Annotated in this window: 22 protein-coding genes; 14 read left to right on the top strand and 8 right to left on the bottom strand. The window is 73.4% G+C overall.

Annotation, left to right across the window (positions count from 1 at the left end):
- Positions 1 to 148: 148 nt before the first annotated feature.
- Entirely contained in the window at positions 149 to 1714 is a 1566-nt protein-coding gene (locus tag AC3RKB_RS06110) for an FAD-dependent monooxygenase (RefSeq protein WP_491435133.1), read from the top strand.
- 279 nt (positions 1715 to 1993) lie between these two features.
- Here the strand turns inward: AC3RKB_RS06110 and AC3RKB_RS06115 are convergent, their stop codons facing one another.
- Positions 1994 to 2353 (bottom strand): hypothetical protein, encoded by a 360-nt coding sequence (locus AC3RKB_RS06115; RefSeq protein ID WP_491435134.1) that lies wholly within the window; start codon positions 2351 to 2353, stop codon positions 1994 to 1996.
- An 88-nt stretch (positions 2354 to 2441) separates the two neighbouring features.
- Between AC3RKB_RS06115 and AC3RKB_RS06120 the strand changes: the two genes are divergently transcribed.
- From AC3RKB_RS06120 to AC3RKB_RS06145, 6 genes are all read left to right on the top strand, one after another.
- Positions 2442 to 3413, top strand: a complete 972-nt coding sequence (locus AC3RKB_RS06120) for an EamA family transporter (protein WP_491435135.1) — start codon at positions 2442 to 2444, stop codon at positions 3411 to 3413.
- A gap of 40 nt (positions 3414 to 3453) precedes the next feature.
- Positions 3454 to 4434: an NAD(P)-dependent oxidoreductase gene (locus AC3RKB_RS06125; RefSeq protein WP_491435136.1), complete on the top strand. Its 981-nt coding sequence runs from the start codon at positions 3454 to 3456 to the stop codon at positions 4432 to 4434.
- A gap of 79 nt (positions 4435 to 4513) precedes the next feature.
- Positions 4514 to 5161: a hypothetical protein gene (locus AC3RKB_RS06130; RefSeq protein WP_491435137.1), complete on the top strand. Its 648-nt coding sequence runs from the start codon at positions 4514 to 4516 to the stop codon at positions 5159 to 5161.
- 61 nt (positions 5162 to 5222) lie between these two features.
- Entirely contained in the window at positions 5223 to 5567 is a 345-nt protein-coding gene (locus AC3RKB_RS06135) for a DUF2834 domain-containing protein (protein WP_491435138.1), read from the top strand.
- Positions 5564 to 6232, top strand: a complete 669-nt coding sequence (locus tag AC3RKB_RS06140) for a DUF1349 domain-containing protein (protein ID WP_491435139.1) — start codon at positions 5564 to 5566, stop codon at positions 6230 to 6232. Before AC3RKB_RS06135 ends, AC3RKB_RS06140 begins: the two co-directional genes overlap by 4 nt.
- Positions 6233 to 6324: 92 nt before the next feature.
- Positions 6325 to 8976, top strand: coding sequence for a cation-translocating P-type ATPase (locus tag AC3RKB_RS06145; protein ID WP_491435140.1), 2652 nt, complete (start codon positions 6325 to 6327; stop codon positions 8974 to 8976).
- On the opposite strand, the gene AC3RKB_RS06150 is transcribed toward AC3RKB_RS06145, so the two are convergent.
- The 5 genes from AC3RKB_RS06150 to pdxR form a co-directional block, all read right to left on the bottom strand.
- Positions 8918 to 10234 carry an FAD-binding oxidoreductase gene (locus AC3RKB_RS06150; protein ID WP_491435141.1) on the bottom strand — a complete coding sequence of 439 codons (1317 nt, stop codon included), beginning with the start codon at positions 10232 to 10234 and terminating at the stop codon, positions 8918 to 8920. The two genes, AC3RKB_RS06145 and AC3RKB_RS06150, sit on opposite strands and share 59 nt — an antisense overlap.
- A gap of 247 nt (positions 10235 to 10481) precedes the next feature.
- On the bottom strand, positions 10482 to 12620 hold the full coding sequence (locus tag AC3RKB_RS06155) for a S9 family peptidase (protein ID WP_491435142.1): 2139 nt from the start codon (positions 12618 to 12620) through the stop codon (positions 10482 to 10484).
- A gap of 25 nt (positions 12621 to 12645) precedes the next feature.
- On the bottom strand, positions 12646 to 13035 hold the full coding sequence (locus tag AC3RKB_RS06160) for a hypothetical protein (RefSeq protein ID WP_491435143.1): 390 nt from the start codon (positions 13033 to 13035) through the stop codon (positions 12646 to 12648).
- Positions 13032 to 13520, bottom strand: a complete 489-nt coding sequence (locus AC3RKB_RS06165) for a LysM peptidoglycan-binding domain-containing protein (RefSeq protein ID WP_491435144.1) — start codon at positions 13518 to 13520, stop codon at positions 13032 to 13034. The genes AC3RKB_RS06160 and AC3RKB_RS06165 overlap by 4 nt, the downstream gene beginning before the upstream one ends.
- 156 nt (positions 13521 to 13676) lie before the next feature.
- Positions 13677 to 15131, bottom strand: a complete 1455-nt coding sequence (gene pdxR / locus AC3RKB_RS06170; RefSeq protein ID WP_491435145.1) for a MocR-like pyridoxine biosynthesis transcription factor PdxR — start codon at positions 15129 to 15131, stop codon at positions 13677 to 13679.
- A gap of 99 nt (positions 15132 to 15230) precedes the next feature.
- Between pdxR and AC3RKB_RS06175 the strand changes: the two genes are divergently transcribed.
- From AC3RKB_RS06175 to AC3RKB_RS06195, 5 genes are all read left to right on the top strand, one after another.
- The gene (locus tag AC3RKB_RS06175) at positions 15231 to 15938 is read left to right on the top strand and encodes a pyridoxamine 5'-phosphate oxidase family protein (RefSeq protein ID WP_491435146.1); all 708 of its coding nucleotides are present in this window, start codon (positions 15231 to 15233) and stop codon (positions 15936 to 15938) included.
- A 270-nt stretch (positions 15939 to 16208) separates the two neighbouring features.
- Positions 16209 to 16409: a hypothetical protein gene (locus AC3RKB_RS06180; protein ID WP_491435147.1), complete on the top strand. Its 201-nt coding sequence runs from the start codon at positions 16209 to 16211 to the stop codon at positions 16407 to 16409.
- A 77-nt stretch (positions 16410 to 16486) separates the two neighbouring features.
- Positions 16487 to 19450, top strand: a complete 2964-nt coding sequence (locus AC3RKB_RS06185; protein ID WP_491435148.1) for a helix-turn-helix transcriptional regulator — start codon at positions 16487 to 16489, stop codon at positions 19448 to 19450.
- A 75-nt stretch (positions 19451 to 19525) separates the two neighbouring features.
- Positions 19526 to 20035, top strand: a complete 510-nt coding sequence (locus AC3RKB_RS06190; RefSeq protein ID WP_491436767.1) for a glutathione peroxidase — start codon at positions 19526 to 19528, stop codon at positions 20033 to 20035.
- Positions 20036 to 20131: 96 nt separating this feature from the next.
- Complete coding sequence (locus AC3RKB_RS06195; protein WP_491435149.1) at positions 20132 to 20560, top strand: hypothetical protein; 429 nt, start codon at positions 20132 to 20134, stop codon at positions 20558 to 20560.
- Here AC3RKB_RS06195 and AC3RKB_RS06200 read toward each other — a convergent pair.
- Together AC3RKB_RS06200 and AC3RKB_RS06205 are read right to left on the bottom strand one after the other, a co-directional pair.
- Entirely contained in the window at positions 20544 to 22079 is a 1536-nt protein-coding gene (locus AC3RKB_RS06200; RefSeq protein ID WP_491435150.1) for a leucyl aminopeptidase, read from the bottom strand. The genes AC3RKB_RS06195 and AC3RKB_RS06200 overlap by 17 nt on opposite strands.
- Positions 22076 to 23773, bottom strand: coding sequence for an MFS transporter (locus tag AC3RKB_RS06205; protein WP_491435151.1), 1698 nt, complete (start codon positions 23771 to 23773; stop codon positions 22076 to 22078). The genes AC3RKB_RS06200 and AC3RKB_RS06205 overlap by 4 nt, the downstream gene beginning before the upstream one ends.
- Before the next feature lie 130 nt (positions 23774 to 23903).
- Here AC3RKB_RS06205 and AC3RKB_RS06210 point away from each other — a divergent pair, with 130 nt between their 5' ends.
- A complete protein-coding gene (locus tag AC3RKB_RS06210) occupies positions 23904 to 25463 on the top strand; it encodes an SLC13 family permease (protein WP_491435152.1) in 1560 nt (519 codons plus the stop codon).
- A gap of 56 nt (positions 25464 to 25519) precedes the next feature.
- Positions 25520 to 26464 (top strand): cation efflux transmembrane domain-containing protein, encoded by a 945-nt coding sequence (locus AC3RKB_RS06215; protein WP_491435153.1) that lies wholly within the window; start codon positions 25520 to 25522, stop codon positions 26462 to 26464.
- The last annotated feature ends 115 nt before the right edge of the window (positions 26465 to 26579 follow it).

Raw genomic sequence — 26579 nt, forward strand, 5'->3', positions numbered from 1 at the left:
ACTCCTCGCGGCGGGGAACGGGCTCGGGGGGAGGCACTGAGCGCCCGCATCCGGAATCGGACCAGCATGGCACTTCCACCTGAAGACGGGGTCGCATTGCGTCATTCGTCCCTTCCGCCGGCAATCACCGCGGTGACAGGCTGGGAGCATGGCCGAACCCGACACCCTGCCGAGCCTCCGCACCGACGTGCTCGTGGTCGGGGCGGGCCCGAGCGGCCTGATGGCCGCGAACGTGCTCGCGAAGCTCGGGGTCGACGCGCTCATCGCCGACGGCAAGGAGGGCCCGACCCGCGAGTCGCGTGCCCTCGTCGTGCAGGCGCGGTCGATGGAGCTCTACGACCAGCTCGGCCTCGTCGACCGTGTGTTCGCCGAGCGCGGCGCGGCACTCGGGGCGGTGCTGTGCTTCCGGCATCGCGTGCTCGGCGAGATCCCGTTCCGCGAGTTCGGGGCGGCGACGACGCCGTTCCCCGACATCACGGTGCTCGAGCAGAGCCGCAACGAGCGGATCCTCGTCGACGGCCTCGCGGCTCGTGGGCGCGACGTGCTGTGGCGGCACCGGCTGGTCGCGCTCGAACGGCAGGCGGCGTCCGTCACCGCCCGCTTCGAGGGGCCCGACGGTCCGGTGGTGGTCGAGGCGGGCTGGGTGATCGGCGCCGACGGCGCGCACTCGGCGGTGCGCGAGCTGCGCGACATCCGGTTCGAGGGGGTCACGAACCAGCACACGTTCTTCGTCGCCGACGCCGTCGGCGCGTCCGGGCTCGTCGAGGGTCGCGTGAACATCCGCATGGCGCCCGACGACCTGCTGCTGTCGTTCCCGATGGGCGAGCCGGGGCACGCGCGGATCCTGGGGGTCGTGCGCGACGCCGATCTCGCCGCGGGCGGCGAGCTGCCCGAGGAGCTCGTGCGGTCGCGCATCGCGCGCGGGTTCACCGTGGGGTACCGCTCGTCGACGTGGTTCGCGACGTACCGCCTGCACCACCGGGTCGCGGCGCGATTCCGCAACGGACGCTGCTTCCTCGTCGGCGATGCCGCGCACATCCACTCGCCCGTCGGCGGGCAGGGCATGAACACCGGGCTGCAGGATGCGCACAACCTCGCGTGCGCGCTGGCCGACGTGCTGGTCGGCGGCATGCCCGAGCGCCGGCTCGACCGCTACGAGGCCGAGCGTCGGCCGGTCGCGCGGAAGCTCGTGGCGACCACCGACCGGCTTTTCGGGCTCGTCACCGCCGACACGGCGCTCACCCGGTTCATCCGGGGCCGCGCGATCCCCGCGATGGGTCCGATCGCGATCCGGCTGCTGCCGCGGATCATCGGCGGGCCGCGGCTGTTCGGCTTCCTCTCGCAGACGCGCATCAGGTACCGGATGTCTCCGACGCCGCCGTCGCGCTCGCAGGCCCGCGACGACATCGTGGGCAAGCGCCTGCCGTATGCCGGCGGCGATCCGTCGAACTTCGATGCCCTCCGCTCGATGCGCTGGCAGGTGCACGGATACGGCGCGCCCGCGTCGCTCGTGACCGGTGTGGCGTCGGCGCTCGGGATCGAGCACCACGTGTTCCCGCCCGACGCGAACGGGCGCCTGCGCTCGGACCGGCTCTACCTCGTGCGCCCCGACGGGTTCGTCGCCGCCGAGGCGAGCGTCGCCGCCGGTCGTGGCGCGCGCGCCCGGCGCCCGGGTGCCGTGCCCGCTCGCTTCCGCGAGCAGCTCGCCGGCTGAGGCGGCGTCTCCGCGGCGAACACCTTCCCGTTCGACGAACGCCGGTACTTCGGTACCCGGCTACTCCGGTACTCCGGTACTCCGGTACTTCGGTACTTCGGTACTTCGGTACTCCGGTACTTCGGTACTCCGGTACTCCGGTACTCCGGTACTCCGGTACTTCGGTACTCCGGTACGTCGGTACGTCGGTACGTCGGTACTTCGGTACGCCGGTACTCCGGTACCGAAGTTCGCGAGAGGAAGCACTCCGGCTCCGGGGGCGGAGCCCCGAACGACGGCTCAGCTTCCGGCCGCGGCCGGATCCGCGGGTTCCGCCGACGCGGCGACGGGCACGACCGCGACCCGCGCCGACCAGCTCGTCGCGTCGCGCGACATCGCCCAGGGCTCGGTGCGCTTGAGCCCGTGGCATCCGAGCACCACCTTCGCCACGCCGTCCGCGAGGTCGCGCGACGACGGCGGGTTGATGCGGGCGAGCTCGTCGAGGCTGAACGCGTCGACCGCGATCGGCTCGATGCCGCCGGCCGAGTACAGGACCAGGTCCCACGATTCGACGTCGTCCGTGACCACGACCCGACGCAACTCGACCCGCCCCGCGTGCTGCACCTCGTCGTCGGTCAGGCATCCGAATGGCTTCGTCATGCGCGCACCCCTGACCACAGCCGACCACACCGCGGGCGGCTGCGGGCGCAGGCACGGGTGCGTGTCGCGCAGCACGTATCGTCGAGTGGTGACCCAGGAGCCTCCCGCGACGACGGATGCCGCGCTGCGCCGACGCCGGTTCGCGGGCGCGGCCACGCAGCTCGGCACCGAGGTCTCGATCAACTTCGGGTCGTCGCTCGCGGGGCTCGTGATCCCGGTCGTGGGCTCGTTCGTCGTCGTCGCGGTGCGCCAGCTCGTGATGGTGCTGGCCGTGCTGCCGTTCTACCGGCCGAAGCGCGCCGAGCTCACCTGGCGCCGACTCCGGCCGGCGCTCGCGCTCGGCGTCGTGCTCGCCGTGATGAACGTGTCGTTCTACGAGTCGGTCGACCGCCTCGGCCTCGGCGTGGCGGCGACCATCGAGTTCCTCGGGCCGCTCGCGATCGCACTGTTCACCTCACGTCGACTGCTCGACGTGGGGTGCGCCGTGGCGGCGGGCGCCGGCGTGCTCCTGCTCATCGGACCGTGGGCCGGGGCGGCGGATGTCGCGTCCGCGCCGCACGCGGAAACCGGCGCGTCGGGCGGGGCGGGCGTCGACCCATTGGGCGTCGCGCTCGCGCTCACCGCCGCGGCCGCGTGGGCCGGCTACATCCTGCTCACGCGCCGCGTCGCGACGCAGTTGCCGGGGCCCGAGGGCCTCACGGTCGCGAGCCTCGTGAGCCTCGCGTTGCTCGTGCCCGCCGCCGTCTGGACGTTCGATCCCTCCGCGGTCGACGGTCGCGTGCTGCTCCTGCTCCTCGGCGTCGGCGTGCTCTCGTCGGCCCTGCCGTACAGCCTCGACACGTACATCCTGCGCCGTATCACGCCGCGGCTCTACGCGATCATCACGAGCTTCGGCCCGGTGATCGCCGCGGTGTTCGGGGCGCTCGTGCTCGGCGAGTCGTTCACCATCGTGGAGGTCGTCGCGATCGCTGTCGTGTGCGGCGCCGCCGGCCTCGCGCTCGCGACGCAGCGCGACCGCCCGATCACCGACCTCGAGGCGACCGCGAGCTCGATCCCGTAGCGGGCGCGACCCGATGCGCGCGCGCGCCGTGCGTCGTAGCGTGGAAGCAGCACGGCGACCGGCCGCGCGACGCGACGTCGAGGAGGACGCCATGGCCGTCATCGGCTGGATCGGGCTCGGGCACATGGGCGGGCCGATGGCCGCGCACCTGTCCGCGGCCGGGCACGAGGTCGCCGGGTTCGACGTCGACGCGCGCTCGGTCGAGCATGCCGCGGCCGGCGGCATCCGCCCCGTCGAGGATGCCGCGGCCGCGGCCCGCGACGCCGACGCCGTCTTCACGTCGCTGCCACGGTCCGAGCACTCGCGCCAGGTGCTCATCGGCGACGCCGACCACCCCGGAGTGTTCGACGTGGTGCGGCCCGGCACGCTCGTGCTCGACACCTCGACCGTCGACGTCGAGACGTCGCGCGCGTGCCATGAGGCGGCGGCGGCCCGCGGCATCCGCTTCGTCGATGCGCCCGTCTCAGGCGGCATCGCCGGCGCGCACGCCGGCAGCCTGACGTTCATGCTCGGGGGCGACGAGGAGGCAACCGCCGAGGCGGCGGCGCTCGTGCAGCCGATGGCCGGGCACGTCTTCGTCGTGGGCGGGCCGACCTCGGGCATCGCCGCGAAGCTCGCCAACAACCTCATGCTGTTCATCACGCTGCAGGCGTCGTCCGAGGGGGCTCGACTCGCCGAGGCGCTCGGCCTCGACCCGACGGTGTTCCACGACATCGCGACCGTGTCGTCGGGCGACTCCTGGCCGCTGCGCACCTGGTACCCGGTCCCGGGCGTCGTGGAGACCAGCCCCGCGAACCGCAACTTCGACGCGACCTTCACGACGCGGCTGGCCGAGAAGGACCTGTCGTACGCCCTCGCCGCGGGCGAGGCCGCGGGGCTCGACCTCGCCGGCGGGCGACTCGCCATGGAGCGCTTCGCGCGACTCGTCGACGAGGGCTACGGCGACAAGGACTGCAGCCTCGTCGTCAAGTACGTCGGCCGCGACGGGCGCACGCCCGGGTTCGACCCCGACGCGCAGTAGCTCGCGCGAGATCGGATGGCTCGCGGCATCCGTTCACCCGCAGTCGGTACCCTCGAAGGGGCGACCCGAGGAGGTGGGCATGGGCTGGCGGCTGCCGTGGCAGCGGCGTCGAGCACGCGTCAAGATGGCGCCGTTCGACCGCACCAAGCTGCCCGAGGTCAAGGCGCCGACCTTCGACGAGATGCTCGAGGAGGGCCTGCTCATGGCCGAGTCGGCCGGGCGGATGGCGCTGAAGAACCGCCTCATCGTCGGCGCCCTGCGCGGCGACGAGCCGTACTCCGACGAGCGCGCCGCCGCGATGGCTCGCGACGTGCTCTACGAGCTCGTGCAGGAGGCCGATGAGGCCGTCGAGCACATCGCCGCCGAGCGCGAGAGCGCAGCCCAGCGCGACGGCAGGTCGCAGCACCAGCACGACTACCACCGCGGCGACCTGCTCAACCTCCGACGTCGCGAGAAGGTGCACGCGGCCGTCGCGAAGGCGCTGTGGACCCATCGCTCCGATGCGGCCTACGTCGCCGGACTCGTCGAACGGGCGCGCGAGGATGCGTGGGACGAGCTCGGCGCGGCGATCGAGCAGGAACTCGACCGGCGCTGGCCGCGCTTCGACGAGGAACCCGACTACGCCGACCACCGCGCCGAGCGCATGGAGGTCGTCGCCGACGACCTGCTGCGCGACCTCGCCCGCCTCGAGGCGCAGCGCGCGGTCGAGTCGATCCCCGAGTACTGACGCGGCGATCCGCGGGCGCGGCCTCCGTCGCGCGTCCGTCGCGTCGCGCCACACTGGGCGCATGACGCGTCACTGGACCCCGCTCGCCGTCGTCTACCTGGTGCTCGCCCTCGCCGGGCTCATCGGCACCTGGACGTACAACCTGATCGCGATCGCCGAGCGGAACGACTTCATCGGCGACCTCGTCTCGAGCGGGCCGGCGGTGTCGTCGATCACGACCGACCTGCTCGTCGTCGCGATCGCGGGGAGCATCCTCATCGCAGTCGAGTCGCGGCGGCTCGGCATGCGGTTCGCCTGGGCGTACATTCTGGGCTCGGCGCTCACGGCGTTCGCGTTCACGTTCCCGCTATGGCTCGCGATGCGAGAGCGCCGGCTGACCGAGCGGGCGGCTAGCGTGGACGCATGACCGACGCCGATGCGGCCGCCCCTGCCCCTGCCGAATCCTCGCCCGCCCCCGGCGACGCCGTGCGCGCCGCCCCGTGGGACGCCGGTCGCTGGAGCCGCGACCCCGTGTCGTTGCGCACCGACGAGCAGGGCATCGTGGTCGAGGCCGCCGAGGGCAGCGACTTCTGGCGCACCACGCACTACGGCTTCGTGCACGACGACGGGCACGCGCTGCTCGCGCCGTGGCCGACGGATGCCGCGGTCGAGGTGTCGTTCGACACGTCGACGCTCACCGGTCTCTACGACCAGGCCGGGCTGATGCTGCACGTCGGCGACGAGCAGTGGGTGAAGGCCGGCATCGAGGTCAACGACGACGTGCTCCACGTCGGCGCGGTCGTGACGAACCGGGTCTCGGACTGGTCGCTCGCGCCCGTCCCCGACTGGGCCGGCCAGGTCGTGACGGTGCGCGCGAGCCGGTCGGGCGTCGACGGCGACGCCGTGACCCTGCGCGCACGGGCCGGCGAGGGGGAGTGGCGCACCATCCGGGTGGCGCCCTTCGATGCGGATGCCGCGACCGCGGGTCCGTTGGTGTGCGCGCCGATGCGCGCGGGCCTCGAGGTGCGCTTCACGCGGTGGGCGTTCGTGCCGGCCGACGTCGACCTGCACGAGGATCCGCCGGCGGCCTGAGTCCGCCGCGCACGCCGCGGTCGCGGGACCGAGGGCCCACCCGCGTCGGCCCGTCCTCCCTACGCTGACCTCCGTCGGGAGGGGGCAAGGCGGTGGTCGACGCACCCGGGCTGACGTCCGCGGCGGCGGCGGAGCGGCTCGTGCAGCGAGGGCCGAACGTGCTGCCGCGCGCGACCCGCCCGTCGGTCGTGCGCCGGCTGCTCGGCGAGCTCACGCACTTCTTCGCGCTCCTGCTGTGGGCGGCGGCGGTGCTCGCGATCTTCGCCGACCTGCCCGAGCTCAGCATCGCGATCGTCGGAGTGATCCTGCTCAACGCGGTGTTCGCCGTCATCCAGCAGGCGCGAGCGGACCGGGCCGCCGACCGGCTTCGCGAGATGCTGCCGACCCGGGTGACCGTCCGGCGCGACGGCCGGCGCCGCGTGATCGAGGCCGCCGACGTCGTGGTCGACGACGTGCTGCTGCTCGAGAGCGGCGACCGCGTACCCGCCGACGCGATCGTGCTCGACGAGAACCGGCTGCTCGTGGACTCGTCGATGCTGACGGGCGAGAGCGTCGCGGGTGCGGTCGCGGAGAGCGAGGCGCTGTTCGCGGGCACGTTCGTGGTCGAGGGCGACGCGAGTGCGCGCGTGACCGCGACCGGTCGCGAGACCCGGCTCGCCGGCATCGCGAAGCTCACCGCCGGCGCCGAGCCCGACACGCCGCTGACGCGCGGGCTGCGGGGCGTCGTCCGGCTCACCGCGATCATCGCCGTCGGCACGGGCATCCTGTTCCTGCTCGTCTCGATCATCGTCGGCAACCCGATCCGCGACGCGTACGTCTTCGCGATCGGCGTGACGGTCGCGCTCGTACCCGAGGGCCTGCTTCCGACGGTCACGCTGTCGCTCGCGTTGGGGTCCGAGCGGATGGCACGGCGTCGGATCCTCGTCCGCAACCTCGAGGCGGTCGAGACGCTCGGGTCGACCACGTTCATCTGCACCGACAAGACCGGCACGCTGACCCGCAACGAGATGACCGTCTTCGAGGCGTGGACACCGGCCGGATCGCTCACCGTCGACGGTGCGGGGTACGGGCCCGAGGCCGAGCTGCGGTGGTCGCCGGCCGCGTCCGACGTCCACCCCGGTGCGCACGCGCTCGCGCTCGCCGGCGTGCGGTGCTCGACGGGGTACGCCGAGCAGACGGCGAGCGGATGGCACGCCCACGGCGACCCCATGGAAGCCGCGATCGACGCGCTCGCGCGCCGCCTCGGCGTCGACACCGACGAGGACCGCCGCGCCCGCCCGCCCGAACTGCGGTTCCCATTCGACCCGCGGCTGCGCCGCATGGCGGTCGTGCTCGCGGACGAGGTGGTGGTGAAGGGCGCGCCCGACGCGGTGCTCGCACTGTGCGGCGACGATCCTGCGGCGCACGCGGCGGTCGATGTGCTCACCGCTCGCGGCCTGCGCGTGCTCGCCGTGGCGGCGGCCGCGCGCGACGAGCGCACGCCCCGCACGCTCGCCGAGTGCGACGAGGGCCTGCGACTCGTCGGCCTCCTCGCGCTCGAGGATCCGCCGCGCACCGACGTCGCCGCATCGTTGCAGGCATGCCGCGACGCGGGCGTGCGGGTCGCGATGATCACGGGCGACCACCCCGCGACGGCACGGGCGATCGCCGACGAGGTCGGGCTCCGCACGTCCGCCGCCCCGGTCCTGGTCGGCGCCGACCTGCCGCCCGACGACCAGCACCTCGCGGCGGTGCTGGATCACGACGGCGTGGTCGTCGCGCGCGTGTCCCCGGAGGACAAGCTGCGGATCGCCCGCGCCCTGCGCTCCCGCGGGCACGTCGTCGCGATGACCGGTGACGGGGTCAACGACGCACCCGCCCTGCACGAGGCCGACATCGGGGTGGCCATGGGTCGCTCGGGCACGGATGTCGCGCGAGAGGCCGCCGACCTGGTGCTGCTCGACGACGCGTTCGAGGGGATCGTGGCCGGCATCGAGCAGGGACGCGCGACGTACGTCAACATCCGCCGCTTCCTCACCTACCACCTGACCGACAACGTCGCCGAGTTGAGCCCGTTCCTCGTCTGGGCATTGTCCGGCGGGCAGTTCCCTCTCGCGCTCGGGGTGCTGCAGATCATCGCGCTCGACCTCGGCACCGACACGCTCTCGGCCGTCGCGCTCGGCGCGGAGCCGCCCGCGAAGCACCTGCTCAAGGGCCCGCCGGTGGGGGGCCGGCTCATGAACGGCACGGTGCTTCGGCGCGCGTTCGGAGTGCTCGGCCCGCTCGAGGCGGTGCTCACGCTGACCGCGTTCCTCGTCTCGCTCGTCGCCCTCGGATGGCGGCCCGGCGAGCCGTTCCCGACCGGCGCGGACCTCATGGCCGCCTCGGGCGCGGCGTTCATGACGGTCGTGCTGGCGCAGACGGTGAACGCGTTCGCGTGCCGGTCGTCCACCAAGTGGCCGGGCGCGCTCGGATGGTTCAGCAACCGCCTGCTCGTCGTCGGCGCGGCGATCGAGCTCGCGTTCTCGCTCCTCGTGCTGTGGTGGCCGGCCGTCGCGGAGCTGCTCGGCCAGGCGAACCCACCGCTCGCCGGATGGGCGGTCGCGATCGCGTCGATGCCGATCCTCATCGCGGTCGACGCGTTCGACAAGCACCTGCGTGCGCGCCGCCTGCTCCCGCACGCGGCCCCGGGGGTGCTCGTGCGCGCTACGGCGCGATGTGGTGGCTCGCGCGGAACACGTCGCCCGGGTCGACCTCGCGCTTGACCGCACGGAGCCGTTCGAGGGTGACCGGCGGGTAGATCTCGCCGATCAGCTCGTCGCCGAACTCGGGCGTGAAGTTGGAGTACATGCCTGTCGTGAACGCCAGGGCGTCGTCGACGGCGACGCGGGCGGCCGCGACCTGCTCGTCGGTCGCGTCGCCGGGCAGGATCCCGTTGACGGCGACGAGCGCCTGCCCGTCGCGCTGGGCGATCGCGGTGGCATCGGCCGGAACGCGCGAGAACGCGCCGCCGAGCGCGCGGATCAGCAGCATCGTGGGCACCTCGCGGTCGACCGCGCGGGCGAACGCCTCGAGCGCCGCGTCGGAGAGCTCGGGCGCGAAGCCGTTGCCGCCGACGAACAGGAAGGGCGGCTTTCCGGGCGGCGCCGCCTCGAGCAGGTCGCGGTAGGCGGTCGGGGCCAGCGAGACCTCGGCGACGGAGGGGAGGGAGAGCATGGGCTCGAGCAGGCGCCGCAGCTCGTGCTCGGTGCCGAGCAGTGCGACGGCGAGCTGCGGGCCCGCAGGGATCTCGGGCATGAGCGGTGGCATCACCATCAGCGTGCCGTTGAGCTCGTCGGGGGCGTCGTGCAGCACGTCGCGCCAGGCGCGGAGCACCGCCGGAACGTCGGATCGGTCGAAGCGCACGTGCCCGCCGACGAGCCCGCCCACCGGCGCGGCCTGGAACGTGAACCGCGTCGCGACGCCGAAGTTGCCGCCGCCGCCCCGCAGCGCCCAGAACAGCTCGGGATGCGACTCGGCATTCACGGTGAGCACCTCGCCGGAGGCGGTCACGAGCTCGACCTCGCGCAGGATGTCGACGGTGAGCCCGTGCGTGCGCGCCAGCCAGCCGATGCCGCCGCCGAGCGCGAGCCCGCCCACGCCGACCTCGAGCGTGTCGCCGGACGTGATGCCGAGCCCGTGCGGTGCGAGGGCTGCGGCGACATCGCCCCAATGCGCGCCGGCCCCGACGTGCACCAGGCCGTCGGCGCCGGCGAGCTCGACGGCGCTGAACCCGCCGAGGTCGATGACGAGCCCGCCCGTCGCCGGGTCGGAGCCGTGGCCGCCCGCGCGGACCGTGATCGGGACGCCCGCGTCGACCGCGGCGCGGACCGCCACGGCGACCTCGGCGGCGGAGGCGGGACGCACGACGACGTCGGGCGTGCCCGCGCCGCCGAAGACGGCCGCGCCCGCCTCGTATTCGGGGGTGCCGGGCGCGTGCACGCGCTGCGGCATCCGCTCACTCAATTCGGCGATGAACGACATGCGGGCCAGTCTGCCCACCCCCACCGACATCCGGCCAGCCCCGATCAGGGCACGTTTCGCGCACTTCCCGCCATCCCGCCCGCCCGCCCTGCCACGTTCCGTTCACAGGAGTCTCCGCACTTCACAGGACGCTCGGCGCGCGATCCGTCCGGTGAATCGTGGATTCTCCTGTAAACCGGCCGGGTGGCCGGGTGGCCGGGTGGCCGGGTGGCCGGGTGGCCGGGTGGGGAGGAGCGGGGCGGCCGCGCTACTCGCCGGTCGGGTGCGCGCCCGCGGCGTCGATGATCCACGCGTTCGCGAACGCGCGCTCGCGCCAGGCGGCGTATCGGCCCGAGACGCCGCCGTGCCCGGCCGCCATCTCGACCTTCAGCAGCGGGTCGGCACCGACCTCGCGCAGCTTCGCCACCCACTTCGCGGGCTCGACGTAGAGCACGCGCGTGTCGTTGAGCGAGGTGATCGCGAGGATCCGCGGGTACTTCACCGGGTGCACGTTCTCGTACGGCGCGTACGACTTCATGTACGCGTAGACCTCGGGGTCGTCGAGCGGATTGCCCCATTCGTCCCACTCGATCACGGTGAGCGGCAGCGACGGGTCGAGGATCGAGGTGAGCGGGTCGACGAACGGCACCTCCGCGACGATCCCGGCGAAGAGGCGCGGCGCGAGGTTCGCGACCGCGCCCATGAGCAGGCCGCCGGCCGAGCCGCCCTGGGCGACCAGGTGGTCGGGCGTGGTGATGTCGCGGTCGATGAGGTGCTCGGCGGCCGCGATGAAGTCGGTGAACGTGTGCTTCTTGTGCAGCTTCTTCCCGTGCTCGTACCAGAGGCGGCCCATCTCACCGCCGCCGCGCACGTGCGCCACCGCGAACACCATGCCGCGGTCGAGCAGCGACAGTCGCGGGATGCCGAAGCCCGGGTCGATCGCGTGCTCGTACGAGCCGTAGCCGTAGAGCAGCGTGGGCGCGGGCTCGCCGAGGGTCACCAGGTCGGGCCGGTAGACGAGCGAGATCGGCACCTTCGTGCCATCCGGGGCCGTGGCCCATTCGCGCTTCTGCGCGTACCGCTCGGGGTGGTAGTCGCCGAGCACCGGCTGCTGCTTGCGCACGGTGCGACGCCCGGATGCCACGTCGACGTCGATCACGGTCGACGGCGTGACGAAGCTGCCGTAGCCGATGCGCAGCGACGGCTGCTCCCAGTCGGGGTTCGCGCCGACGCCCGCGGAGAACAGCGCCTCGTCGAAGGCGAGCTCGTGCAGGGTGTCGTCGACCGTCGCGTCGTCGGGGATGCCCTGCGGCGGCACCTTCGCGATCGCGACGCGCGGCAGCCCGTCGCGACGGTACTCGAGTGCGACGAAGTCGCGGAAGGCGTGCGCGGACTCGATGCGCATGCGGGGATCGTGGGCCAGCAGCATCCGCCGCGGCCCCTGCGGGTCGTCGGCCGCGACGCTCACGAGCTCGAAGTTCACGGCCTCGCCCTCGTTGTGCACGATGAGGAGCCGGTCGCGCCCGCCCGCGACGACGTGCTCGACGTCGTACTCGACGCCGTCGCGGCGCGGCCAGACGACGCGGAACTCGCCCGTGGGGTCAGCCGCGTCGAGCAGCCACGACTCGCTCGTGACGTGCGACCCGGCCTCGAGCACGAGGTAGCGGCGGCTGCGCATGAGGCCGACGCCGAGCCAGAACCGCTCGTCGGGCTCGTGGAACACCTGCACGTCGTCGGCGGCGGGCGTGCCGACCTCATGCCGCCAGATCGTGTCGGGCCGCCACGCGTCGTCGACGGTCGCGTAGAAGAGGTACCGACCGGATGGCTCGAAGACGGCGCCCGCGGCGGTGCCGGGGATCTCGTCGTCGTACTCGCGCCCGGACCCGTCGAGCGAGCGGAGCCGGATCGTGTAGCGCTCGTCGCCCTCGACGTCGACGCCGTAGAGCATGGTCGATCCGTCGGCGGTCACGTCGAAGCTGCCGAGCGAGAAGAACTCGTGCCCCTTCGCCTCGACGTTGTCGTCGAGCAGCACCTGCTCGCCGGGCAGCGGCGAGCCGTCCTCGGGGATCGCGGGCGGCTCCCAGTCGCCGGCGTCGCGCACGGCGACGCGGCAGTGGATGCCGTACTGCAGCCCCTCGACCGTGCGCGAGTAGTACCACCAGTCGCCCTCGCGTGTGGGCACGCTGAGGTCGGTCTCCTTGGTGCGGCGCTTGATCTCCTCGAAGACCTGCTCCTGCAGGAGCGAGAGGTGCTTGGTCTTGGCCTTGGTGTAGGCGTTCTCGAGTTCGAGGTGGGCGACCACCGCCGGGTCGTCCTTGTCGCGCAACCACTCGTAGTGGTCGGTCACCACGTCGCCGTGGTGGGTGCGTTCGGTCGGTCGCTTCTCGGTCACCGGGGGAGTCAGCACGGGTCCACGCTACGCCCGACCAGCCTCACTCGGCGATCTCGCGGACCTCCCACCGGTCGCCGCCGACCGCGACGAGCACGCCGCGCACGCGCTCGCCGTCGCGGATCGCCTGGAACGCGATCGGCGGCGCGGCTCCACCCGACAGGTTCGTGCTCGCGCTGAAGGTCGGCGACTCGTAGCCGAGCGCGACGAGCGCGTCGGTGCGCTGCTCCACGTCCCAGATGCCGGCCATCGAGTAGGTCATCGCCGCCGCGGCGAGTGCCCCGAACACGATGGCCACGTAGCCGGTCTCGCGCAGCGGCTTGTTGCGCCGCCGCGTGCCGATGACGGAGACGGCCGCTCCGCCCAGGAGGACGAGTGCCGGGAACACGAGCGGCCACGGGTTCCACGGCGCAAGGGTCACGATCTCGCTCATCCGACACCGGCCTTCTGCCAGTCGAGGTTGAGGAGCTGCCCGATGTACACCGTCTCGCCGAAGTCGTAGATCTGCGGGTTCATCCGGAGCAGCTGCTGCTGCGGCAGGTTGAACCGCTGCGCGACGTCGAAGAAGCTGTCGCCCGCGACGATCGCGTACCGTTCGGGCTCGCCCGTCTCGTCGAGCTCGGGCGTGCCGCTCGCGCCCGGCCGGGGTCCGTCGTCGATCGCGGGACCCCACTCGTAGACGGGCGCGGGCGCGTTCGGCACCGGATCGGGTGGCGGCGGCGCGGCGGGGTCGACCGGCGGCGGCGCGGGGGTGACGGTCACGGTCGCCGTCGCGGTGACGGTCGCGGTCACCGTGACGGGCGCGGCCTCCACGATCTCGGGCGGTGCGCAGCCCGCGAGCAGCGTGAGCGTGCCGCAGAGCGCGAGCAGGCCGGCCGCGAGCAGGGTCGCGGGTGTTCCGGGTCGTCGATGAGGCATGCCACCCCCGTTCGCCGCGGCGTTCGGGTCCGCGACGCGCTCAGGCTACCGACCCGCCGCCCGCTCGTCGAGGGCGCCCGGCGGTTCGGTGGTCGAGGCGCGCCGACGGCGCGTGTCGAGGCCGCGGGGTCTCGATGTGCTCCGGCTCCGCCGGTGCTACTCGACCGCCGGGTCGGTCTCGACCGCGGCGCGCACCCGCGCGAGCGCCTCCGCGAGCCGTGCGTCGGGCGGCGACGCGTAGCCGAGCACCAGGCCGGCCGGGCCATCGCCGGGCATCGCGGAGTAGTCGGAGAGCGGCGAGACGAGCACGCCCTCCACGGCGAGCCGGGCGACCACGCGCGCGGCGACGTCGTGCGAGGGCAGCCCGAGCACGGCGTGCAGCCCGCCGTCGAGGCCGGAGAGCGGTGCGCCCGCGATGCCCGCGAGCTGGGCGATCACGAGCGTGCGCCGGTGCGCGTAGTCGCGTCGCGCCGCGGCGATGTGCCGGCGCACGGCGCCCGTCGCGAACAGTTCGGCCGCGGCCTCCTGCGCGATGCCGGGCACGGGGCACGTCTCGTCGTCGCGGACGGCGGCGACCGCCTCCCTGAGCTCCGGATTCGCGGGGAGCACCAGGTAGCCGAGCCGCAGCCACGGCGTGAGCACCTTCGAGAAGCTGCCGACGAGTACCGCGCGGCCGGCGTGGTCGAGCGAGGCGAGCGCCGGGAGCGGTGCGCCCACGTGGCGGAACTCGCTGTCGTAGTCGTCCTCGATGACGAGGGCGCCGGATGCCTCGGCCCACTCGAGCAGCGACAGGCGCGTGGCCACGGGCAGCCGCCCGCCGAGGGGGTACTGGTGGCTCGGCGTCACCATGACGGCGTGGGGAGCGGGCCGGATGTCGCGGAGCGCCGTCATGTCGATGCCGTCGCCGTCGACGGGCACCGGCACGGTGCGCAGTGCGCCGCGCCGCTCGAGCACGCGTCGCGCCGACGGGTAGCCGGGATGCTCGACCGCGACCCGCGGCGTCCCGTCGACCAGCTCCCGGAGCGCGGAGGCGATGAGGGCGACCGCGTCGCTCGTGCCCGCCGTCACGACGACGTCGTCGGGCGAGCAGGCGACGCCGCGCGCGTGCCGCAGGTGGTCGGCGACCTCGGCGCGCAGTCGCGCGGCGCCGAGCGGCGGCGCGGTGTCGCCCGGCACGGCGAGCCGGGCGGCGTGGCGCCAGGCCGCGCGCCAGGCGCGCTCGTCGAGCCGCGCGGTCGAGGGCCGTCCGGGCCGCAGATCGAGGGGTTCCGGCTCCGCAGGCGCGGGCTGCTCGTCGCCCTGCAGGGAGTCGCGCGCCCGCGACGCGGCCGGCACCGGCACCGGCGCCCGTTCCTCGACCAGCACGGCCTGTGCGACGCGGGTCGGCGCGCCCTGGCGCACCTCGAGGTAGCCCTCGCCCGCGAGCTGCTCGTACGCGGCGACGACCGAGCTGCGGGCGACGCCGAGCTCGGCCGCGAGGGACCGCGTCGACGGCACGGGGTCGCCCGCCTGCAGGCGCCCGTCGAGGATGCCGCGGCGCACGCCCTCGACGAGCTGTGTGCCGAGCGGCCGCGTGTCGTCGCGGTCGATGACGAGCAGCGGACCATCCATGCGTCCCTCCCCGAGACATCCGACGCCCTCCGACTGGACTGGATGAATTCGCCGGAACTGGTCTGCTCACCATACCAGCGCGACGCGCACACTGGCAGCATGACCTCGACCGCGACCCTCGCCGCAGCCGCCCCCGCACGCCGCATTCGCCGCCTGCCCGACCGGCAGACCACCGACCGCCTCGCCCTGCACGAGCTCCTCGACTCCGAGCTCGTCGGGCACCTCGCCGTCGCCGTCGACGGCGTGCCGGTCGTCGTGCCGATGGGGTACGCCCGCGTGGGCGGGCACGTGCTGCTGCACGGCTCGACCGGCGGGGGATTCGCCCTGCGGGCCGCATCCGCTCGCCTGCCCGTCGCGTTCTCGGTGACCGCGCTCGACGCGCTCGTCTACGCGCGCTCGCTCTTCGACAGCTCGATGAACTACCGCAGCGCGACGATCCAGGGCGTGCTCGAGGCGGTTCCCGTCGACGAGACGGATGGCGCGCTGCTCGCGCTCTCCGATCGGCTCATGCCCGGCCGGCCCGCCGAGCTCCGCGGCACGCGGCGCAAGGAGGTCGCCGCCACGCGCGTCCTGCGGCTCGCCCTCGACGACGTCGTGATGAAGCAGCGCTCCGGCGGCCCCTCGGAGGAGCCCGACGACGGCGAGGACCACACCGCGTGGGCCGGCGTCGTACCCCTCGAGCGGCGCTGGGGCGCCCCGATCGCCTCCGGGCTGACCCCTGCGGGAACGCCCGTCCCGGAATCCGTGATCGCGCTGACGACGCGCGCCGCGGCATCCGGCAGCCTCGAACCCTACGTGTCCGATTGAAAGGAGGTGCGGAATGTTCGCCACCATGCTCGTGCTCGGCCTCATCGTCGGATGGGCCGTCACCGCGGCGCTCGTCGAGTTCCGTCGCGACGGCTACCACCGCACGCGAACCCTCGCCCACTGAGGCCGGGAACGACCCGGACATCCGCATCGATCCCGCCGCCTGAGGCCCCTCACCGCCTCATGGCCGCGAAATACGCATATCGCCCGATGGTCCGGGGGTGCCTTAGGGAGCATCCTCGGACCATCGCCACGATCCAGGAGGACACCATGCAGCACTCAGCCGGCCTCATCGCCCTGCGACTCCTCGACGCCGACGTGCAGCGCGCCGAGCACGAGCTCGAGATGCGCCGCGCCGCGGCCGAGCGCCGGAGCGTCGAGGACGGCCGGGTCGCCGCCCTCGCCTCGCGCGTCCGGAGCGCCTCGCGCCGCCGTCGCGGCGTCCACCGGACGCCGCAGTTCGCGCGGTGAGCGCGGAGCACGCTGGGCATCGGCACCGGGTCCTCGGGCCCGGCGCCGATGTCGTCGGTGCGTGGGACCATGGTCTGGTGACCAGCTCCCCGTCGAGCCCCACCATGATCGGCCGAGACCTCGAGCTCGCCTGGCTGAACGGCCTGCTCGACGGCGTGCGCGCGGGTTCGCCCGCGACCGCGGTCGTCGGCGGCGAGGCCGGCATCGGCAAGAGCCGGCTCGTGCGCGAGTTCACCTCGGGGCTCGGCCCCGATGTCCGGCTCATCCTCGGCCAGTGCGTCGACCTCGGCGAGGTGGCCGCGCCGTACGCGCCCATCAAGGGCGCACTCCGCGCGCTCGTCGCGCAGGTGGGTCCCGGCCGCGCCCTCGACGCGGTCGGCCCGGGGCGGGCGGCGCTCATCGCCCTGCTGCCCGAGCTCGCGACATCCGACGCCGGCACCACCGGCGAGATCGTGATCACGCCCGGCGGCGCCGGCAGCGGCCAGCTGCACGAGGCCGTCGCCGTGTTGCTCGAGACGCTCTCGCGCGACGAGCCGATCGTGCTCGTGATCGAGGACCTCCACTGGATCGACGCCGCGAGCCTCGGCCTGCTCCGGTTCCTGCTGCGCTCGCCGGGCTCGAGCCGGCTGCTCATGCTGCTCACCTACCGCACCGACGACGTGACCCGTGGGCACCCGCTCCGCGGCTTCCTCACCGAGGCCGAGCGCGACCGGTGGGTCGACCGCCGCGAGCTGTCGCGGCTCTCGCACGGCGAGGTCCGCGAGCTCGTGCGCTCGCTCATCATCGACGAGTCGCCGAGCGACCGCGTCCTCGACACCGTGTTCCTCCGCAGCGACGGCGTGCCGTTCTTCGTCGAAGAGCTCGTGGGCATCGACGGATGCCGCGACGAGGGCTTCGTGCCCGACACCCTCCGCGACCTGCTCCTCGCCCGGTACGAACGGCTGCCCGATTCCGCACAGGAGTTCCTGCGGCTGCTCTCGACGGGCGGCGTGCGCGTCCCGCACGCGCTGCTCTCCGCGGTCCACCGCGGCGACGAGGGCCGGCTCGACGCCGACGCCCGCGAGAGCGTGCGCTACGGCGTGATCGAGGTCGACGGCGACGACTACGCGTTCCGGCACGCCCTGGTGCGCGAGGCCATCCTCGCCGACCTGCTTCCGGGCGAGCGCGCTCGGTTCCACGCGCGCTACGCCGAGGCGTACGAGGCGCAGGCGGCTGCGGGCGGGCGGCGGCTCGCCGCCGAGATCTCGTACCACTGGATCGGGGCGCGCGACGCCGCCCGGGCCTTCCCGGCGACCGTCCAGGCCATGCGCGAGGCGCGCGCGGCCGTCGCCTACGCGTCGGCGGCGCAGCTCGGCGAACGCGCGCTCGAGCTGTGGGATTCGGTGCCCGATGCCGAGCGCATCGCCGGCATGACCCGGCTCGAGCTCATGGGCCGCACCGCGTCCTACCTCCGGCACGCCGGCGAGGGCGAGCGCAGCCTCGCGCTCGTGAAGGCCGCGCTCGCCGAATGCCCGCGCGACGACCCCCAGTACCCGCGCATGCTGCGCGACAAGGCGCTCTACCTCGCGGGGGTCGGTCGCGGCGGCTCGATCCCGATCCTCGAGGAGGCGCTCGAGGCGATCCCCGCCGACGGCGACGCGGCCGACGAGCTGCGCGTCACGGTGCTCACCGCCCTCGCCGGCCGGCTGATGATCGAGGCCCGGCTCGACGAGGCCGTCCGCATCGCCGACGAGGCCTTCGAGCTCGCCCGGCGCCTCGACTGGCCGCGATACGCCTCGATCGCGATCAACATCGCCGCCGTGAGCCGCGCCGCCCGCGGCGAGGTCGACCGTGCCCTCGTCGACATCGAGCGCGCTCGCGAGCTCGCCGAGGGCGACGGCTCCGCGCTGCTGCGGTACTGGGTCAACGCCTCCGACCTGCGCAACCTCATCGGCGACTTCCACGAGGCGGTGCGCCTGGCAGAAGAGGGCCTGGAGCGGGCTCGCCGTCAGGGTGTCGAGCGGAGTTCGGGAGTCATCCTCGCCTCGAACGCGGTCGACCCGCTGTTCGCGCTCGGCGAGTGGGGCCGCGCCGACGCGATCATCGAGCGGGCTCTCGCCCTCGATCCGCCCGCGCCCTTCCGCGTGTACCTGCAACGCGCGAAGCTCTGGGCCCTCGTCTGGCGCGGCGATGCCGAGCGCGCCGCCGAGCTGCTCCGCGGCTCCCGCGCGGTGATGGCGCCGATCATGGCCGTCGAGATGCAGACCCGCCTCGGTGTGGGGCGGGTCGGGGTCGAGATCGGGCTCGCGACGGGCGACCTCTCGCAGGCGTGGCGCGACGGGCGTGCGGTGCTCCATGAGCAGCAACTGCCCCTCGCGGGATACGCTGAGCCGCTCCTGTGGGCGCTCGCACGCGTCATCGCCGCCGTCCGCGCCGACCCGGCCCGAGTCTCCGAGGCCGAGGCGGCCGAGATCCTCGAGGCCGAGCCCGAACTGCGACGCGTGCTCGACGGGCTCGCCTTCTGGCCGACGCACGACCTGTGGGCTGCCCTCGTCGACGCCGAGCTCGAGCCGATCGTTCCCCTGTGGCGCGTCGCGCTCGACGCCGCATCCGCCGACACCGCGCCCGGATTCCTGCTCCCGTATGCGCAGCTGCGACTGGGCGAGGCGCTCCTCGCTGACGGCGACCGACCGGGCGCGCGCGACGCGCTGCAGGCCGCGTTCGACGGTTCGGTCGCGGGCGGCGTGACGGCCGTGCAGACGCGCACCGCACGCGTCGCGATGCAGGCGGGCCTCGTCCTCGACGGCGCCACGCAGGGCGACGTGTCGCGCGGCACCGGGGGCGTCGCGGGTGCCGACGACCCGGCCGACGCAGTCGCCGAGCTCACGGCGCGCGAGCGCCAAGTGCTCGACCTCATCGCCGAGGGCCTCAGCAACCGCCAGATCGGCGAGCGACTCTACATCAGCGGCAAGACGGCGAGCGTGCACGTCTCCGCGATCCTGCGCAAGCTCGGGGCGTCGAGCCGCACCGAGGCGGTGTTCCTCGCACGAGTCGCACGGTGAGCATCGAGCGGGCACCCAGCGGGCGCGATTAGCGTGGATGCCGTGACGACGCTCGAGCAGATCCCGTTCCAGACGATGTCCGGTGAGACCCGCACGCTCGGCGACTGGGCGGGCCAGGTCCGCCTCGTCGTCAACGTCGCCTCCCGCTGCGGACTCACCCCGCAGTACGCCGGGCTCGAGCAGTTGCAGCGCACCTACGGCGACCGCGGCTTCACGGTGCTCGGCTTCCCGAGCAACCAGTTCCTGCAGGAGCTCTCCTCCAACGAGGCGATCAGCGAGTACTGCTCCACCACGTGGGGCATCACGTTCCCGATCCTCGACAAGGTCCGCGTCAACGGCCGCAAGGCGGCGCCGCTCTACGACGCGCTGAAGCAGGCGCGCGACGCCTCCGGCACGGCGGGCCCCGTTCTGTGGAACTTCGAGAAGTTCCTCGTCCTCCCCGACGGCGAGGTCCTGCGCTTCCGCCCGAACGTCGAGCCCGGCGACCCCGCGATCATCGCGGCGATCGAGGCGGCGCTGCCCGGGGCGGGCGGTGCCGAGGGTGCAGCGGATGGCGCGGGCGACCGCCCCGACGCCGTGGCCTGACGGCGACGCGCCCGACGACGTCGACGCGATGGCCTGACCGTCACGCGCCGGGCCGATGGTCCCGGCAGGCACGACCCCGCGCGACGGATGCTGGTGGTGACCCTCGGAGAGGAGCACCACCCCATGCGCACCCGACGCATCATCGCCATCGTCCTCGCGATCATCGCCCTGCCCGTCGTCGTCGTCGGGCTCATCGACCCGCTCGAGGGCGGCCTCGCGCTCCTGGCCGGCATCGCGCTGGGTGTGGCGGTCCGGGCGCTCGCCCGCGTGCCCCTGCCGAAGCTGCTGTGGATCTCGCTGATCGCGACCGTCGCGCTCGGCGCCCTCACGCTGGGGCTCGCACTGGTGCTCGCACCCCAGGAGTCCGGTCCGGGCGCCGGGGGGAACCCGATCGCCGGCGGCCTGATCGTGCTGCTCTGGGCGTGGCGCGCGGGCGTCGTGGTCGTCCTCGCCGGAGCGATCCTCTACGTGGTACGCCTCGTCCGTTCGCTCCGCGCGGGACAGGCGCTCACCCCACCGGCGTGAAGTCCCGCGCGAGCTCGGCGAGGATGCGCGCGCCGTAGCCCGTCGCGCCCTTCGAGCGCCACGCGTCATCCGAGTCGGACTGCATGGTGCCGGCGATGTCGAGGTGCGCCCACGGGATGTCGCCGACGAACTCGGCGAGGAACAGCGCTGCGGTGGTCGCACCGGCATCGGCGCCGCCGAGGTTCGAGATGTCCGCGACATCCGAGTCGAGCTGCTTGCGGTACTTGCGCTGCAGCGGGAACTGCCACGCCGGCTCGTCGACGGCGGTGGCGACATCGGCCACGCGGTCGACGAGCGGCTGGCTCGTGCCGAGCAGCACCGACGAGGTCGAGCCGAGCGCGCGAAGGGCCGCGCCCGTGAGCGTCGCGATGTCGACGATCGCGTCGACGCCTTCCTCGGTCGCCAGCACGAGGCCGTCCATCATCACGAGCCGGCCCTCGGCGTCGGTGTTCTTGACCTCGACGGTCTTGCCGCCGCGGGCCGTGAGCACGTCGCCGAGCTTGTACGCCGAGCCGGACGGCATGTTGTCGGTGCACATCAGCCAGCCCGTCACGCGCGCGGTCGCGCCGAGGTCGCGGAGCGCCGTGAAGGCACCGAGCACCGCCGCCGCGCCGCCCATGTCCATCTTCATGAGCAGGTGCATCGGGTCGCTCGGCTTCAGGCTGATGCCGCCCGAGTCGTACATGATGCCCTTGCCGACGAGGCCGAGGTGCCCGCTCGACTCGCCATCGGGCGAGTAGCGGAGCACGATCATGCGCGGCTCCTCGGCGCTGCCGGCGTTGACGCCGAGCAGTCCGCCGCATCCGAGCTCGATGAGCTGCCGCTTGTCGAACGACTCGACGTGGAACCCGAACCGCCCGCCGAGCAGTTCGGCGACGCCGGCCATGTCGGTCGCGGTGAGATGGCTCGGCGGGGTGTTCGCGAGGTCGCGCGCGACGGCCGCGGCGCGCGCGGTCACGAGTCCGGTGGCGATGCCGGCGGATGCCGCGCCGAGGTCGGCGCCGTCGATGCGGAATTCGACGCGGGTCAGACGCGCCTCGCGAGGCTCCGACTTCAGCGCGTCGTACCGGTACCGGCCCAGCAGCGCGCCCTCGGTGAGTGCGTGGCCGGCGGCCTCGGCGTCGATGCCGCCCAGTGCGGGGACGCGGAATCCGACGCTCGCGGCCTTCGGCACCGCGCGGAGGAAGGCGGCGGCGGCGTCGCGCAGCGTCGCCTCGGTGATGTCGGACCGCGGTCCGGCCCCGACGACGATGATGAGCGTGCGGCCCGGCTGCGGCAGCAGCAGGGCCTGGCCGGCCTTCGCCTCGAAGCCGGCCCGCTTCAGCGCCTCGCGGTCGAGGCCGATGCCCTCGGGCAGCGGACCCTCGTCGTGCACGAGCACGCCGATCGCGTCGAGTTCGGCGCCGCCCGTGCCGCCGCCGAACTCGTCGACCGCCGCGACGGTCACGGCCTCGAACGCCTCGAGCGACGGCACCGGCGAGAAGTCGTCGGGAATCAGCTTCACGGGGTTGCGGGTCATCGCGTCGTCTCCACTCGGTCGGGATCGACGACCTCGTCGATCGGGTCGTCGTCGTCGGGCTCCACCTTCTCGGGCAGTTCGCCCTCGCGGTAGTTCGGCATCCGCATGGCCGGCACGATCGCGAGCAGCGACAGCAGCGCCAGGCCCAGCAGCGAGATCTGCAGGGCGCGCAGGCGCGCCTCCTCGTTGATCTCGATCGCGGCGGCGACCTCGGCCTCGGAGGCCGACGTGCCGGCGAGGGCCTCCTCGAGCTGCGCGTTCGTGAGGAAGTCGGCGTTGTCGAAGTTGACCTCGCTGACCAGTTCGTCGCTGATCTCGGGATGCTCCACGGCGGCGGTCGCGAGCGAGGAGGCGAGGATGCCGATCGCGAACGCGGTCGCGACGGCGATGCCGACGCTGCCGGAGAGGTTGTGCACGAGCCCGCGCCACGCGCCGACGTCGCCGGCCAGCTGCTTGGGCGCGGCCGACAGCAGCGTGTTGAACACGAGGGCGACGATCGAGCCCTGGCCGAGGCCGAGCAGGATCAGTCCGATCACGACGAACGTCTGGCCCCAATCGCCGCGCACCGTGAAGGCGAGCAGCGTCAGCGCGCTCGCGACCACGACGAACCCGGCGGAGCCGAGCACGCGCGGCGAGAACCGCCCGTAGAGGAGCGCGATGAACGTCGACGACAGGAAGATCGAGAGCGTGTAGGGGATGATCGAGAACGACGTCTCGATGCCCGAGAGGCCCTGCACGACCTGCATGTACAGCGGGATGAGGAAGTTGGCGGCGGTGCCGACGAAGAGCATCGTCGCCATGCACGCCGTGACCGCGCGCTCGGCGCCGGTGGCGAGCACCCGCAGGTCGAAGATGCGGGGCTTGCCCGCGGCCCCGCGCCGTCGCAGCCACAGGAAGAACACCTGGCCGACGACGAGGCCGAGCACGATGAGGATCGGCGCCGGCGAGATGCCGAGGACGTCGAACGGCGCCTGCTCGGTCGCGTTCCAGATGCCCCACGTGTTGAGGCCCGAGAAGCCGAAGCTGAGAAGGATGATCGAGGCGGCCGCCAGCAGGGCGCCGGTCCAGTCGATCGTGAGCCCGGGCTGTGCCGGCACCGCCTTGAGCCGGAAGCTCAGCAGCAGGTTCACGATGCCGAGCGCGACCATGAGCCAGAACGACCAGCGCCAGCCGATCGTGGTGGCGAACTGGCCGGCGATGAGCAGCGCCAGCACGCCGGCCGCGGGGATCGCCGCGGCGAGCAGCCCGATCGCGCGCGCCTGCTGCGACCCGTGGTAGTTCGTGGCGATGAACACCGTGAGCGCGGGCGCGATGAGCGCGATGACCGCGCCGGAGGACGCCTGTGCGATGAACAGCACCGCCGGCGTCGGTGCCAGCGCGACGCCCGCCATCGCGGCCGCGTGGATCGCGACCGCGATCTGGAAGACGAGCCGCGTGCCGAACCGTGCGCCGACCTTCGCGCCGAGCAGGATGAACGCCGCCATCGAGAACGTCCCGGCCGTGATCGCCGTGCCGACCGAGGAGGCCGCCGTGTCGAGGTCGGTCGTGATGCCCGCCATCGACACCGTCAGCGCGTTGACGGCGAACGACGCCTGGATCTGCGTCATCACGACGACGATGAGTGGAAGCCATGAGGCCTTCACGGCGACCTCCGCCGTCTGCGTGGACCCGGCCGCGTGCGTGCCCGAACTCATCTCGCCCCCCGGAAGCGCTCCCCGGCGACGCGCCGGGTGACTGATCAGACAGTATCCCGGCGGAGCGGTGCGGCGGTAGATCACGCGATATGGGGGTGGCGGGCGGATGCCCCGCGGATAGTCTGTGCCAATGGACCCCGTGGCGACGACGCTCGTCATCCTCGCGCTCGCCGTCGCCGCGTTCCTGTCCAACCGGGTGCCGCTCGGCATCGTCGCGATCGGCGTCTCGGTCGCGCTCTGGGCGACCGGCGTGCTCGACCTCGGCCAGGCCCTCGCGGGTTTCGGCGACCCGACCGTCATCTTCATCGCGACGCTCTTCGTCGTGAGCGAGGCGCTCGACGCGACCGGCGTGACCGCGTGGGCCGGGCAGCAGGTCATCGGGCGCGCGGGCACACGCCGCACGCCGCTGCTCGTGGTCGTGTGCCTGCTCGTGGCCGCGGTCACCGCGCTGATCAGCGTGAACGGCGCCGTCGCGGCGCTCATCCCGGTCGTGGTGGTCGTCGCGTCGCGGGCCGGCATCCCGCCGTCGCAGATGCTGATGCCGCTGGCGTTCTCGGCGCACGCCGGAGCGCTCCTCGCCCTCACCGGCACGCCCGTCAACATCATCGTCAGCGAGACCGCGGCGGATGCCGGGGCGCGCCCCTTCGCCTTCTTCGAGTTCGGCCTGGTCGGCGTGCCGCTGGTGGCGGGCACCATCGTGATCATCGCCCTCTTCGGCCGGCGGCTCCTGCCGGACCGCGCGCCGACCGCGTTGCCGCAAGACCTGGCGACCTACGCGCGCACGCTGCGCGAGCAGTACACCGTGCCCGAGGGCACCGAGCTCATCGGCGTGCGACACGGCGTCGCCGAGGTGGTCGTCGCGCCGCGCTCCGAGCTCATCGGGCAGCACCTCTTCCCCGGGATGGCGACGCCGAGCGGCGATCTCGTCGTGCTGGCCGTGCAGCGCGGCGGCGAGGACCTGCGCGGCGCCGACGCGACACTGCGGGCGGGCGACACTCTGCTGCTCTCGGGCACGTGGGAGCTGCTCGAGCGCAACACGGCGGGCGACGACGTGCTCGTCGTCGACCGTCCGTCCGAGGTGCGGCGATCGGTGCCGCTCGGCGTCGGCGCGAAGCGCGCGATCGGCGTGCTCGCCGTGATGGTCCTGCTGCTCGCCACGGGCATCGTGCCGCCCGCGATCGCGGGGCTGCTCGCGGCATCCGCGCTGGTGCTCACGCGCGTGCTGACGCCGACGCAGGCGTACCGCAGCGTGTCGTGGACGACGGTGCTGCTCGTCGGCGGCATGATCCCGGTCTCGACCGCGTTCGTCGAGACCGGCACGGCCGACCTCATCGCGTCGGGCCTGCTCGGCCTCATCGGCGACGCGTCGCCGTACGCGGCGCTGCTGGCGATGTGCCTGCTCACGATGGTGCTGGGCCAGCTCATCTCGAACACCGCGACCGTGCTCATCGTGGCGCCGATCGCGGTGGTGGTCGCCGGCGACCTCGGGGTGTCGGTGCTGCCGTTCATGATGGCGCTGTCGGTCTCGGGCGCGGCGTCGTTCCTGACGCCCGTCGCGACGCCGGCGAACACCATGGTGCTCGAACCGGGCGCCTACCGGTTCGGCGACTACTGGAAGCTGGGGCTTCCGCTGCTGCTGCTCTTCCTCGTCGTGTCGGTGCTGTACGTGCCGCTGGTCTGGCCGTTCTGACCGGGGCGGATGCGAATGGCGAACGGGGATTCGAGGGGAACGAGGGGATCGGGTCGATGACGACTGGACCGGGGACGGGCGGCGCGAGGGCCGCGGCATCCGTCGAGCTGGCCATCGCGGAGGAGCGGGGGCTGACCGCGTCGATGTGGATCGCCACGGTGCTCTCGCTCGCGGCGATCGGGCTCGGGATCTGGGCGAGCTCGCGGGTGCTCGTGCTCGACGGCGCCTTCGGGGTGATCGGCATCGCGATGTCGTGGCTCGCCCTGCGGGCGTCGCGAGCGGCGGAAGCCGGACCGACCGAGCGCCACCCGTACGGTCGCGACGGACTCACGCCGCTCATCGTGGTCGTGCAGGGGCTCGCGATGGCCGCGACCATCGTGTTCGCGGCCGCCGATTCGGTGATCGTGATCCTCGACGGCGGGCAGCGCGTGGCGGCCGGCGTAGTCGCCGGGTACGCGGTGGTCGCCGGTGTCGCATCGTTCGTGTTCGCGGCCTGGCTGCGCCGCAATCGCGCCGGCAGCGACCTGATCGCCGCCGAGTCGCTCCAGTGGAGCGGCGGCGGGATCCGCAACCTCGTGACCGCCGTCGGTGCGGGCCTCGCCCTCGTGCTGTACGCCATGGCGATCGAGTGGCCGCTCGACTACGTCGACCCGGTGCTGGTGCTCGTGGCGTGCGCACTCATCGCGCCGATGCCGATCCGGATGCTGCGCCACGGCCTGAACGAGCTGCTCGAGGGCGTGCCCGACGGGCACACGCTGCTCGCGATCGAGCGCGCGGTCGACGGGGTCACGGGGCGGTTCGACCTGCCCGGGCCCGATGTGCGCTCCACGAAGCTCGGCGCGAAGCTCTACGTCGACGTGGTCTACGTGCTCGACCACGACACCGCGACGATCGGCGAGGAGGACGAGGTGCGCCGTGCGGTGATCGCCGCACTCGAGCCGCTGCCGTTCGACGTGTGGGCGACGGTCGAGCTCACGGCCGATCCCGCGCTCGCCGACTGACGGGCGTCCCGGCCCCCTCCGAGCGCCGGCGGCTAGACTCCACCCTGAACCCACGACCGCGACGTCCGGGCGGCCGTCGACCGCCCGCCGCGGTCGGCGACGCGAGGGCGACAGG

This window comes from Agromyces capsici (genome assembly GCF_058349965.1).